Genomic DNA, 12,681 nt, shown 5'->3' on the forward strand with positions numbered 1-12,681 from the left:
ATCACTTTTACAGCTAGTAACACAACACAAATAACAAGAATTATGACCGTAAGCAATATCGTTGTAAGCATTTTCTCTATATTTGTGGACGCAAATATAAGAGTTTAAGTGATTATAAAGTATCTTTTTGGTATTTAATTCTACTTTTTTTCATACACAACTCAGAAAACGATCACATTATTAACTATATAGTAACAACTATAATATATTGTAACATTATGAAGATTACTGACTTAAAGCCTGAAATCGTTTGGAAGTTCTTCCACCAGGTAACACAAGTGCCCCGCCCTTCAAAGAAGGAAGGCAAAATGATCCAATATCTGGAATCGTTCGCAAAAGAGTATAAAATCGCTATAAAAAAAGATGCAGCCGGAAATATTCTGATGTCGAAGCCTGCAACGCCCGGAAAAGAAAAGCTCCCGATTGTCGTGCTTCAATCGCATATGGATATGGTTTGCGAGAAAAACAATGGAACAGTCCATGATTTCGACAACGATCCAATCGAAACGATTGTAGATGGCGACTGGCTACGTGCAAACGGAACCACTTTGGGGGCCGACAATGGTATCGGTGTAGCAGCCGAACTGGCTATTTTGGCTTCCGATGATATCGAACACGGTCCAATCGAATGCCTGTTCACTGTAGATGAAGAAACCGGTCTGACAGGAGCCAAAGCCCTTGAAAAAGGATTTATGACAGGCGAAATCCTGCTGAACCTGGATAGCGAAGACGAGGGTGAAATTTTTATGGGCTGCGCCGGTGGAAAAGACACACAGGCTGTGTTCCATTACGAACCGCTCGCAACCTCTCCTAACCTGCAATACTTCCGTATCGATGTAAAAGGTCTGAACGGTGGACACTCAGGCGGTGAAATCCACAAAGGTTTGGGTAATGCCAATAAGATCCTGGTTCGCTTCCTATTCCTGTTGCAACAACAGTTCGACTTTACATTATGCTCTATTGATGGTGGAAACCTGCGTAACGCCATCGCTCGCGAAGCACACGCCGTTATCGGATTGTATCCGGAAGATAAAGAAAAGGTACGTGTTATGCTGAACCATTTTGCAGCAGACATCGAAAACGAACTGAAACATGTCGATCCCAACGTACAGTTGGTTATGGAATCGGCCGATCAACCGGAAACACGTATCGACAACGAAACGACCAAAAAACTGATCTACGCGCTGCATGCTTGCCCGCACGGCGTGATCGGCATGAGCCACGATATCGAAGGCCTGGTAGAAACATCTACCAACCTGGCATCTGTCAAGATGAAAGAAGGCAATACGATCGTCGTAGGAACTAGCCAGCGTAGCTCTATCGAATCATGTAAAATAGCTGTTGCAAACCAGGTAGCCTCCACTTTCTTGCTGGCAGATGCCCAGGTCACTCATGGTGACGGTTATCCGGGATGGGCTCCAAATCCGGATTCCAAAATTCTGAAAGTAGCACAGGAGACTTACAAACGTTTGTTTAATAAAGATGCTAAGATCATGGCAATCCATGCCGGATTGGAGTGCGGACTGTTCCTCGAAAAATATCCTAACCTGGATATGATTTCTTTTGGACCGACATTAAGAGATGTTCACTCTCCGAACGAACGGATCGAAATTAAGACCGTTGGTTTATGGTGGGATCACCTTTTGGAATTATTAAAAAGCATCCCGGCAAAATAAACTTTAATATTTCACGTTATAGAAAGAGGATTAACACTTTGACCGTGTTTTTCCTCTTTTTTTATGTTAATGCCTGAAAACTTTCTTTATAAATATTTTGTTTATTGAGAAACAAGAACACAAAGGCATATATTTTAACATTCAGAGAAAATGAAAAAAATTACCGCGTCGTTGCTCATAGTATGTACCATATTACTCAACCTGTTGGCTGGATGCGACGGGCTGGACGAAAATTATTCGACCAATCCGAACCACCGGTTGAGTTTCTCGACAGATACTTTATCATTCGATACCGTATTCACGACTATTGGTTCAGCAACGAAACAATTCATGGTTTACAACAGAAACGACCAACCACTAAACATCGAGAAAGTATTACAAGCATCACCAGCCACCAGTGGATTCCGAATTAATGTAGATGGCCGTAAAGGAGACAACTTCGATAATGTTAGAGTAGCTGCAAAAGATAGTATGTACATTTTTGTAGAAGTGACAGTCAACCCCAACGGAAAAGACCAGCCGTTATTAGTCCAGGATTCGATCGTTTTCTTCTTCAACGGAATAAAACAATCTGTTCTGCTGGAAGCATGCGGACAAGATGTTCATTTGATAAAGGGAGGAAAAATACTGACAGAAGATACCAAACTGACGGCTGAACGTCCTTACCTTATATATGACAGCCTGACGATCGACGATGGTGTAACTGTCGATATTGAAGAAGGAGCGACTTTCTACATGCACGACAAAGCAAAAATAATCTCCAAAGGAACAATTATAGCCAACGGAACAATCGAAAAACCAATCACATTCCGTGGCGATCGCCTTGATTTCATTTTGAACGATCTATTACCCTACGACCGCACACCGGGACAATGGGAAGGCATTACCTTTAAACCGGAAAGTTTTGGTAATGTATTTAATAATGTAATAGTGCGCAACGGGAACAATGGTATTTTGTGTGAAGCATCCGATCCGGAAAATTCCAAACTGAAGATCAACAATTCACAGATCACCAATATGGATGGCTTTGCATTCAAAGCAATCAACTGTAATATAGAAGCTACAAACAGTGAATTTACGAATGCAACAGCAGATGTGGTGTTATTGGCAGGAGGAAAATACAATTTCACACATTGTACGATAGCCAATTACATGACTTTAAAACAGCGAACCGGCGGTACATTAACTATAAAGGATGAAGATGCGGATACAAAAGCTATCTCCTACAATCTGGAACAAGCCTATTTTGACAACTGTATAATCGATGGTAATCATTCTGCAGCTAAAGACCTGACGAACGGAGAACTGGTTATCAACCTTAAAGCCACTCCGCTGAATGGTAAATTGAACTATCAGTTTAATCACTGTGTGATCAAACTGCAGGAGATAAAAGACGACAAGTTTCCAGATGTCATCTTTATCACGGAGAAAGATACAAACAAGATGGAATACAGAATGACCGGCGGTGAAAAAAATAAATATATGTATGATTTCCGTCCCGACAAGGAGACAACGCCGGGTGTTGGTAAGGCAGACCTCTTTATAACACAGAAGTATCCTATCGACCGCAACGGCGTTAACCGTCTGACAAACGATGGACCGGATATCGGAGCTTATGAATATGTCCCCAAGGAAGAAGAAGACAAATAAAAACAATTAGATATGATCAAAACCTTAACTATCATTATTTACGTTTTATCATTCATTACGCTGCCAATCGAAGCCCAGCTAGATTTCAGAGTAATGAGTTATAACGTCGAGAATCTGTTCGATACCGAAGACAATCCGAATAAGAACGACAATGATTTTCTCCCAACCGGCAACCGCCATTGGACACGCGGACGTTATTACCATAAACTCCAGCAGATAGCTAAAGTAATCAGTGCCGTCGGAGAATGGAACACGCCCGCTTTAGTCGGACTCTGTGAAGTAGAAAATGACTCTGTATTGATCCACCTGCTCAAACGAACACCCCTCAAACTGCAACAGTATCGCTATTGTATGACACATGGCTCCGACATCAGGGGCATTAATACGGCACTCCTTTACCAGCAGGATAAGTTCAAATACATAGGACATGAAGAACAACCGGTCGTTTTCACCCGCAAACGACATAAATATACCCGCAATATCCTCCACGTCTGGGGAAAGGTCCTGACCTCAGATACTCTGGATGTATTCGTCTGTCACCTACCCTCCCGCTACGGAGGAGAAAAGGAAAGCGAAGCTGATCGTTTCGATGCCGCCCGCACCTTACGACACCTTTGCGACTCTCTGATACAGATACGCACAACACCTCAGTTACTTATTATGGGAGATTTCAACGACACACCGGAAAACGCCAGTATCACCGAGGTATTGGGGGCTATGTCTGTCTGCACAAAAGCTGAGACATCCACCCTTTATAATCTTTTTGCAAATCCACACACATTAAACTTCCCCGGAACACACAAATATCAGGGAGAATGGAGTCAACTGGACCAGATCATTGTATCGGGCAATCTTATTAATAAAGACTCACGAATGCATATCATCCCCGAAAGCATACGCATATTTGCACCCGATTTCCTCTTCACCAAAGATAAAACCTGGCATGGTAAACGTCCCGCACGCACATATTACGGTTTCAAATATGAAGGCGGCTATAGCGATCATTTACCCCTTATTACTGACTTTTTACTATCTTTGCCTACCGAAGATTGAATTAAATGAGGATATGCAAATACATCATATACTGGCAGGAATCTGCCTTTTAGCCGGAATTACATCCGCTACTGCGAACGCGCAAGAATTTCGAAAACCGTTGGACATCCCTATTCTTTTAAGTGGAAACTTTGGAGAACTGAGAAGCAACCATTTTCATTCCGGAATAGATTTTAAAACACAGGGTGTGGAAGGGAAGCCGATCCACTCCGTACAAGACGGATATGTTTCACGCATTTCTGTCAGTCCGTGGGGATATGGAAATGGGTTATACATCACTCACCCCAATGGAACAACGACCGTCTACGGACATTTACAGAAATTTTCCTCTAAAATAGCAGCTTACCTCAAGGAAAAACAATACGAACAGGAAAGCTTTAATGTAAACCTGACGCTGACTCCGGACGAATTGCCGGTAAAAGAAGGAGAAATCGTAGCCCTGAGTGGGAACACCGGAAGCTCCGGAGGGCCGCATCTTCATTTCGAAGTGCGCGACACAGAAACAGAAGAACCGATGGATCCTATCGAATACTACAAAGACCTGATAGAAGACACCCGCCCTCCGCAAATACAGGGGATTATGATTTATCCCATGCTTGGCAAAGGGGTAGTAAACGGTAGCACCCGAAAACTGGAACTCAAACCCGTGACACCCAAAAACGGCAAACCTACACTGACAGGAAAAATCGAAGCCTGGGGAGAAATCGGCCTTGCAATAAAAGGATACGATTACATGGATAACACCAGCAATATATACGGTATTAAAGATATCACACTGACAGTCGACAGTCAGGTTATCTATCGAAGTGACTTAAATCGTTTCGCTTTCGATGAAACCCGTTACCTGAACAGCTTTACCGATTTCGAAGAATGGAAAGAACACCGTTCATTCTATATAAAGAGTTTTGTCGATCCGGGCAACCGCCTTCGTTTTATCGAAAGCATCAAACGAGGAATACTGACGATCGACGAACCGCGCACTTATCACCTCACCTACCGGGTGGCAGACACTTTCGGTAATTCGACACAACTATCCATCCGGATAGAAGGAAAAGAGCAACCCATTCCGGAAATCGACACCGACAATACGGAATTGTTCCATTGGTGGAGCGATAACCGTTTCGGGGCCAAAGGTATTCGCCTGACCATCCCCAAGGGAAACCTCTACGACGACTTGTATTTCCGTTATTCTGTAAAAGAAGACAGCACCGCTCTCGGAGCTACACATACACTGCATAACAAACCGGTTGCCTTGCATAAATCGGCTAAACTTTCCTTACGCTTACAGAGCGATACGCTTGAAAATAAACAACAATACGGTATCGTACGTATACAAAACGGACGCCGGTCATGGACAGGAGGCGTTTACCGTAATGGATGGATAGATGCTGATATCAAAGAAATGGGCACCTATACACTCGGGCAAGACCTTATCCCTCCAACCGTTACACCACTCAACCCGGCTACATGGGTTAGTAAACAAGCGATCTCATTCCGACTGTCGGATAACCTGAGCGGTGTACAGACATATCGAGGTGAAATAGACGGACAATTCGTTCTTTTTGAAATGAATAACAAATCTGTCATCACTTATCAGTTCGATAAGGAGCGACTGACAAGAGGAAAACATACATTAAAACTGGTCGTAACAGATGCCTGTGGAAATCAAACATCTTATACATATCCGTTTACATGGTAAAAAAGATCTTTTCTTTTTTCTTGAAAATAAGGACGCGAGCCATTGTTTAAATCAATTAATTTGTATCTTTGTTTTCTCGATAAATTAGGAAATAACATATATAATAAATGCAAGATATTTGGGTATGGAAAACAACGAACTGCTAGAAATGGTAAGAAGCAAAGCGCAAAGCTGGCTTACTAAAAGTTATGATGCCGAAACAAAAGCGCAGGTTCAGGCTTTATTGGACAACGAAGACCCGACCGATCTGATCGAATCGTTTTACAAAGATCTTGAATTCGGAACCGGAGGTTTAAGAGGTATTATGGGTGTAGGAACCAACCGTATGAATATTTATACAGTAGGTGCTGCTACACAAGGATTGTCAAACTACCTGAAAAAAGAATTTTCAGGACTTGACCAGATCAAAGTCGTTATCGGCCATGACTGCCGTAACAACAGCCGTAAGTTTGCTGAAATCTCGGCAGATATCTTCTCTGCTAACGGTATCAAAGTATACATGTTTGAAGATCTTCGTCCGACTCCGGAAATGTCTTTTGCCATCCGTAAACTGGGATGCCAGAGTGGTATTATCCTGACAGCCTCCCACAATCCGAAAGAATACAACGGTTACAAGGCTTACTGGGACGATGGCGCACAGATGATTGCACCGCACGACCGTAACACGATTGCCGAAGTAAACAAGATCCGTAATGCCAGCGACATCAAGTTCAAAGGCAATAAGGAGCTGATCGAAATCATCGGTAAAGAAATTGACAATCTGTATATCGACGCTTTGACAACAATCTCCCTTTCACCGGAAGCTATCAAACGTCACCACGATATGAAGATCGTTTACACTCCGATCCACGGAACAGGCGTACGTATCATTCCTGATACACTGAAAGCATTCGGATTTACAAATGTTATCCATGTTCCCGAACAAGATGTTGTAAGCGGCGATTTCCCAACTGTTATCTCTCCCAACCCGGAAGAGCCGGCTGCTTTGGCAATGGCTGTTGAGAAAGCAAAAGAAACAGATGCCGACCTGGTACTGGCTTCCGACCCGGATGCTGACCGCGTAGGTGCTGCCGTTAAGAACAATGAAGGCGAATGGGTGTTGTTGAACGGTAACCAGACTGCTTTGATGTTCGTTTATTATCTGATTACCCGTTGGAAAGAACTGGGTAAGGTAAACGGCAAAGAATATATCGTAAAGACAATCGTTACAACAGAACTGATCCGTACGATCGCTGAACGCAACGGCGTTGAATTATACGATGTTTATACCGGTTTCAAATGGATTGCCGATGTAATGAAGAAAAACGAAGGCAAGAAAAACTATATCGGTGGTGGTGAAGAAAGCTACGGTTTCCTTTGCGAAGATTTCGTTCGCGATAAAGATGCAGTTTCTGCATGTGCTATCCTGGCTGAAATTGCTGCATGGGCAAAAGACCAGGGCATCACAATGTTCCAGTTGCTGCAGAACATCTACGTACAATACGGTTTCTCAAAAGAAAAAGGTATTTCTGTCGTAAAGAAAGGCAAGAGCGGTGCAGAAGAAATCGAAGCAATGATGAAGAACTTCCGCGAAAACCCATTACAGGAAATTGCAGGTTCAAAAGTATCTTTGTTCTACGATTATGCTTCCCTGAAAGGCTACAGCTATATCGACAAAGAAACAATCACTTTGGATATGCCGACAACTTCCAACGTTCTGCAATATTTCACTGAAGACAATACAAAAGTATCTATCCGTCCTTCAGGAACAGAACCGAAAATTAAATTCTACTGTGAAGTTCATTCAAAAGTAAAGAGCCTGGAAGATCTGCCGGAAGCAGAAAAAGCTGCCGAAGAAAAGATCAATCAGATCAAAGCTTCCTTAGGAATCTAACCGGATAGCTGAATTATAATTAAAACGGGACAGGAAATTGAACATTCTGTCCCGTTTCTGTTTTCTACCGGTCTGCCTAAAACAAGGCTTTCATGCATATCCGGAAAAAAGGGGATTAAAGGTTACCTTTCCCGAAACAAAGAGGCAAAAGCGAAACTGCGCTCGGAGCGACCATTACCTCTTTAGTTCCGCAAAGCAATACTTTCACCGATTTGTCATATCGTTGTTCCGTTTCCAGCAAAACCTGGCGGCAAGCGCCACAGGGAGAAATACTTTCCACCTGTTTCCCTCCCGTTGCCGCAGCAATCGCCAGGGCTACCACAGGAATATCCGGATACCGATGTCCGGCATGAAACAAAGCGACCCGTTCGGCACACAAACCGGATGGATAAGCTGCATTTTCCTGGTTACTTCCCGTCACAATCGTTCCGTCGGCCAACAATGCAGCCGCACCCACATGAAATTTAGAATAAGGTGCATAGGACTGTTCTGTCGCTTTCAACGCGGCATGAACCAAAGGCAATTCTTCATCCGGAACTTCGTTCAACGGATAAACTGTTATTTTCGTTTCCAGTCTGATTTCCTTCATACAATCAAAATATTAGATAAACAAAGATAGTAAATTTGTATCTTTGCCGGATAAATTACAAATAAATCCATCTCAGGATATGCAAATACCCCTACTCACACCCGATAAAGACCCGATGGGCACGGCAATCGCCGATTATTTCGCGAACGGAAAAGCGACAAAACTTCGTGTATTCTCTTCTATGTTCGATGAAGATGAAATACCGGTAAAACAACTGTTCCGTAGTTTTGAGGAAATGCCGGAAACAGAACAGGAGGCCCTTCGCATGAGTACGGGTAAAATACTGGATGTTGGTGCCGGTAGCGGATGCCACTCACTCGCCTTGCAGGAAATGGGTAAAGAGGTGAAAGCGATCGATATATCTCCTCTCTCCATAGAGACGATGCAAAAAAGAGGAGTGAAAGAGGTCGCATTGCAAAACTTCTTCAATGAACAGTTCACCGGTTCATTCGACACGATCCTGTTGCTGATGAACGGTTCGGGAATCATAGGCAAAATAGCCAACCTGCCGGAATTCTTCCGGACAATAAAAAGACTGCTTGCTCCGGGAGGATGCGTCTTGATGGACTCGTCCGACCTACGCTATTTATTCGAAGATGAAGACGGCAACCTCGATATTGACCCTGAAGACGATTATTATGGCGAAGTAGATTTCCGCATGCAATACAAAAACACCAAAGGCGACAGCTTCGACTGGCTATACATAGATTTTCAAACGCTCAGCCTGCACGCAGCCAATAATGGATTCAAAGCGGAGATAATAAAAGAGGGAGAACATTATGACTTCCTTGCCAAAATCAGCAGAATATAGACGAGTATTTTATAGATTATTTAGAAGAGAAATATCTCCAGCTTCATTATCTTTGCGAAAATAAATACTTTAGAGGACTCTTTTTATGAAATTAATGATACGAATTTTTTGCCTATTGTTTTTTGTTACAGTATTCGCAGATGCTGCTACCCAGCGTAAAATCCCTTCCTACGAAAAGTATATAAAAACATACAGCGACCTGGCCATACAACAGCAAAAGAAATACAAGATCCCTGCCAGTATCACCCTGGCACAGGGAATACTTGAGTCCGGAGCCGGACAAAGCGACCTGGCACGGCGCTCGAACAATCATTTCGGCATTAAATGTCATTCCGACTGGCGTGGCGGACGTGTCTATCATGACGACGACCTGCGCGGAGAGTGCTTCCGTAAATATAAACGGGTGGAAGATTCATATGAAGACCACTCCAAATTCCTGAAGCGCTCGCGCTACGAATCGCTGTTTCGCCTTAAAATCACTGACTACAAAGGTTGGGCGAGAGGCCTCCAAAAGTGTGGTTACGCAACTGACCGTGCTTACGCGAACAAATTAATCAAAGTAATTGAAGATTATGAACTTTACCGTTATGATACCGGAAAAGTCCACAACCTTACACGCAAGGAAAAGAAAAATCTCAAATTCCCGACAGTCAGATATACGATCTACAGAACTTACGGATTGCTGTATGTTTATGCTAAAGAGAACGACAGTTTCGACCAAATAGCACAGAATCTGGACTTTCCTGTAAAAGATTTGAAAAAGTTCAATGAAGTGCCGGAAGACTTTCCGCTACAGAAAGGCGATATTGTCTACCTGGAAAAGAAGAAAAAGAAGGCAGACAAGCCTAATTACGACCATGTTGTACAAATCGGAGAGTCCATGCACAGCATCTCCCAAAAATACGGAATACAAATCAAGAGCCTGTATAAGATAAATAAAAAAGACAAAGATTACGTTCCTGAAGAAGGAGATGTATTAAAACTTAGATAAGTAAGATAAAAAAATAGTATCTTTGCGGCCAAATACGTAAAAACAATGAGTGACCAACGTTACAACCTGCGCGGTGTATCCGCTTCAAAAGAAGATGTTCACAATGCAATAAAGAACATCGATAAGGGAATATTCCCTAAAGCATTTTGTAAGATCATCCCCGATATATTAGGCGGTGATCCTGAATACTGCAACATTATGCACGCTGACGGAGCCGGAACAAAATCATCCCTGGCTTACATGTACTGGAAAGAAACCGGTGACCTGTCTGTGTGGAAAGGTATTGCACAGGATGCACTGATCATGAACATCGACGACCTATTATGCGTAGGAGCTGTCGATAATATCCTTGTTTCATCCACCATCGGACGAAATAAACTGCTGATCCCGGGAGAGGTAATCTCCGCCATCATCAACGGAACAGACGAACTGTTGGCCGAACTGCGTGAAATGGGCGTCGGTTGCTATGCAACAGGAGGTGAAACAGCCGATGTCGGCGATCTGGTTCGCACAATCATTGTAGACAGCACCGTAACCTGCCGTATGAAACGTGCAGACGTTGTAGACAACAGCAAAATACAAGGTGGCGACGTCATTGTCGGCATGGCCTCCTACGGACAGGCTACCTACGAAAAAGAATATAACGGCGGAACAGGCAGCAACGGTTTGACCTCTGCTCGTCACGACGTATTTGCCAAATACCTGGCTGAAAAATATCCGGAAAGCTACGATGCAGCAGTTCCTGACGAGTTGGTTTATTCCGGCGGTCTGAAGCTGACAGAGAAAATCGAAGAACTGGGTATCGATGCCGGTAAACTGGTATTATCCCCTACCCGCACGTATGCGCCGGTAATCAAAATGTTACTGGATAAACTACGTCCACAAATCCACGGAATGGTACATTGCTCCGGCGGAGCACAGACTAAGGTTATGCACTTCGTAGAAAACAAGCGTGTTACAAAGAATAATCTGTTCCCGGTTCCTCCTCTTTTCCGTATCATACAGGAACAGAGCGGCACCGATTGGAGTGAAATGTATAAAGTGTTCAACATGGGACACCGCATGGAAATCTATCTGTCGCCCGAACATGCAGAAGAAGTGGTCAACATTGCCAAGAGCTTCAACATCGATGCACAGGTGGTCGGCTTCGTGGAAGAGGCGGATAAGAACGAATTGATTATTGAGAGCGAAAAAGGTCGCTTCATATATTAATCTGATAAATGGCTGAAAATAACTTATTAGGAAGATTAGACGGACTGGTAAGCCGTTTTGAAGAAGTCGGAACACTGATTACCGACCCGGCAGTGATTGCCGATATGAAACGGTTTGTAAAACTCAATAAAGAGTATCGCGATCTGGAGAAGATCGTGACTACCCGCAATGAATATGTAAACACGTTAAACGGGATAAAAGAAGCCCGGCAGATGCTGGATACGGAGCAAGATCCTGAAATGAAAGAAATTGCCCGCGAAGAGTTGGATTCCTGTAACGCACGTGTTCCGGAACTGGAAGAAGAAATCAAGCTGTTGCTTGTACCCAGCGATCCGGAAGACGACAAAAACGCGATCGTTGAAATACGTGGAGGAACGGGAGGCGATGAAGCCGCCCTTTTTGCCGGCGACCTGTATCGTATGTATGTAAAATACTGCGAAACAAAAGGCTGGAAAATAGCTCTCTCCAGTTGCAGCGAAGGCTCGTCGGGCGGATACAAAGAAATCATTTTCACCGTCAGCGGCGAGAAGGTGTACGGCACACTCAAATATGAGTCGGGAGTACATCGCGTTCAACGTGTACCTGCAACCGAAACCCAGGGACGTGTACATACATCTGCTGCAACCGTAGCCGTACTCCCCGAAGCAGACGAGTTTGATGTTGAAATTAACGAAGGTGAAATTAAGTGGGATACTTTCCGCTCAGGAGGTGCCGGCGGCCAGAATGTGAACAAGGTCGAATCGGGCGTACGTTTAAGATACGTCTGGAAGAATCCGAACACCGGCATAAGCGAGGAAATCCTGATCGAATGTACGGAGACACGCGACCAACCGAAAAATAAAGAACGGGCCCTTACACGCCTGCGTTCTTTCATATATGATAAAGAACATCAGAAATACCTCGACGACATTGCCAACAAACGTAAGACAATGGTTTCGTCGGGCGACCGATCCGCGAAGATTCGTACATACAACTATCCGCAAGGACGTATCACCGATCATCGTATCAACTACACGATTTACAATCTGTCTGCTTTCATGGATGGCGATATACAAACTTGCATCGACCAACTGACCGTTGCCGAAAATGCAGAACGCCTGAAAGAAGCAGAATTATAACAATTTCAT

At 43.7% G+C, this 12,681-nt stretch carries 10 protein-coding genes; 9 read left to right on the plus strand and 1 reads right to left on the minus strand.

What is annotated here, in order from left to right; genetic code table 11:
* Nucleotides 1-218 precede the first annotated feature (218 nt).
* From BQ7394_RS17690 to BQ7394_RS17710, 5 genes are all read left to right on the plus strand, one after another.
* A complete protein-coding gene (locus BQ7394_RS17690; RefSeq protein WP_075558636.1) occupies nucleotides 219-1,676 on the plus strand; it encodes an aminoacyl-histidine dipeptidase in 1,458 nt (485 codons plus the stop codon).
* Between the two features lie 150 nt (nucleotides 1,677-1,826).
* Nucleotides 1,827-3,326: a hypothetical protein gene (locus BQ7394_RS17695; protein WP_075558637.1), complete on the plus strand. Its 1,500-nt coding sequence runs from the start codon at nucleotides 1,827-1,829 to the stop codon at nucleotides 3,324-3,326.
* 12 nt (nucleotides 3,327-3,338) lie between these two features.
* Entirely contained in the window at nucleotides 3,339-4,379 is a 1,041-nt protein-coding gene (locus BQ7394_RS17700; RefSeq protein WP_075558638.1) for an endonuclease/exonuclease/phosphatase family protein, read from the plus strand.
* 13 nt (nucleotides 4,380-4,392) lie between these two features.
* Nucleotides 4,393-6,078 (plus strand): M23 family metallopeptidase, encoded by a 1,686-nt coding sequence (locus BQ7394_RS17705; protein ID WP_075558639.1) that lies wholly within the window; start codon nucleotides 4,393-4,395, stop codon nucleotides 6,076-6,078.
* A 124-nt stretch (nucleotides 6,079-6,202) separates the two neighbouring features.
* The gene (locus tag BQ7394_RS17710; RefSeq protein ID WP_075558640.1) at nucleotides 6,203-7,951 is read left to right on the plus strand and encodes a phospho-sugar mutase; all 1,749 of its coding nucleotides are present in this window, start codon (nucleotides 6,203-6,205) and stop codon (nucleotides 7,949-7,951) included.
* A 115-nt stretch (nucleotides 7,952-8,066) separates the two neighbouring features.
* Here BQ7394_RS17710 and BQ7394_RS17715 read toward each other — a convergent pair whose 3' ends face one another.
* The gene (locus BQ7394_RS17715) at nucleotides 8,067-8,540 is read right to left on the minus strand and encodes a cytidine deaminase (RefSeq protein ID WP_075558641.1); all 474 of its coding nucleotides are present in this window, start codon (nucleotides 8,538-8,540) and stop codon (nucleotides 8,067-8,069) included.
* 79 nt (nucleotides 8,541-8,619) lie between these two features.
* Between BQ7394_RS17715 and BQ7394_RS17720 the strand changes: the two genes are divergently transcribed.
* From BQ7394_RS17720 to prfA, 4 genes are all read left to right on the plus strand, one after another.
* Nucleotides 8,620-9,351, plus strand: a complete 732-nt coding sequence (locus BQ7394_RS17720) for a class I SAM-dependent methyltransferase (RefSeq protein WP_075560102.1) — start codon at nucleotides 8,620-8,622, stop codon at nucleotides 9,349-9,351.
* Between the two features lie 85 nt (nucleotides 9,352-9,436).
* On the plus strand, nucleotides 9,437-10,342 hold the full coding sequence (locus tag BQ7394_RS17725) for a glucosaminidase domain-containing protein (RefSeq protein ID WP_075558642.1): 906 nt from the start codon (nucleotides 9,437-9,439) through the stop codon (nucleotides 10,340-10,342).
* A gap of 45 nt (nucleotides 10,343-10,387) precedes the next feature.
* Nucleotides 10,388-11,554, plus strand: a complete 1,167-nt coding sequence (locus BQ7394_RS17730; RefSeq protein ID WP_075558643.1) for an AIR synthase related protein — start codon at nucleotides 10,388-10,390, stop codon at nucleotides 11,552-11,554.
* 8 nt (nucleotides 11,555-11,562) lie between these two features.
* Nucleotides 11,563-12,672 (plus strand): peptide chain release factor 1, encoded by a 1,110-nt coding sequence (gene prfA, locus BQ7394_RS17735; protein WP_075558644.1) that lies wholly within the window; start codon nucleotides 11,563-11,565, stop codon nucleotides 12,670-12,672.
* Nucleotides 12,673-12,681: the final 9 nt, after the last annotated feature.

This window comes from Parabacteroides timonensis (assembly GCF_900128505.1).
In the GTDB taxonomy this organism is placed as follows: Bacteria; Bacteroidota; Bacteroidia; order Bacteroidales; family Tannerellaceae; genus Parabacteroides; species Parabacteroides timonensis.

Bases quoted from the DNA above. Each gene is read 5' to 3' on its own strand.
- BQ7394_RS17720 (WP_075560102.1), top strand. From the start codon at position 8,620: ATGCAAATACCCCTACTCACACCCGATAAAGACCCGATGGGCACGGCA.
- prfA (WP_075558644.1), top strand. From the start codon at position 11,563: ATGGCTGAAAATAACTTATTAGGAAGATTAGACGGACTGGTAAGCCGT.
- BQ7394_RS17715 (WP_075558641.1), bottom strand. From the start codon at position 8,540: ATGAAGGAAATCAGACTGGAAACGAAAATAACAGTTTATCCGTTGAAC.
- BQ7394_RS17690 (WP_075558636.1), top strand. From the start codon at position 219: ATGAAGATTACTGACTTAAAGCCTGAAATCGTTTGGAAGTTCTTCCAC.
- BQ7394_RS17700 (WP_075558638.1), top strand. From the start codon at position 3,339: ATGATCAAAACCTTAACTATCATTATTTACGTTTTATCATTCATTACG.
- BQ7394_RS17695 (WP_075558637.1), top strand. From the start codon at position 1,827: ATGAAAAAAATTACCGCGTCGTTGCTCATAGTATGTACCATATTACTC.
- BQ7394_RS17725 (WP_075558642.1), top strand. From the start codon at position 9,437: ATGAAATTAATGATACGAATTTTTTGCCTATTGTTTTTTGTTACAGTA.
- BQ7394_RS17710 (WP_075558640.1), top strand. From the start codon at position 6,203: ATGGAAAACAACGAACTGCTAGAAATGGTAAGAAGCAAAGCGCAAAGC.
- BQ7394_RS17730 (WP_075558643.1), top strand. From the start codon at position 10,388: ATGAGTGACCAACGTTACAACCTGCGCGGTGTATCCGCTTCAAAAGAA.
- BQ7394_RS17705 (WP_075558639.1), top strand. From the start codon at position 4,393: ATGCAAATACATCATATACTGGCAGGAATCTGCCTTTTAGCCGGAATT.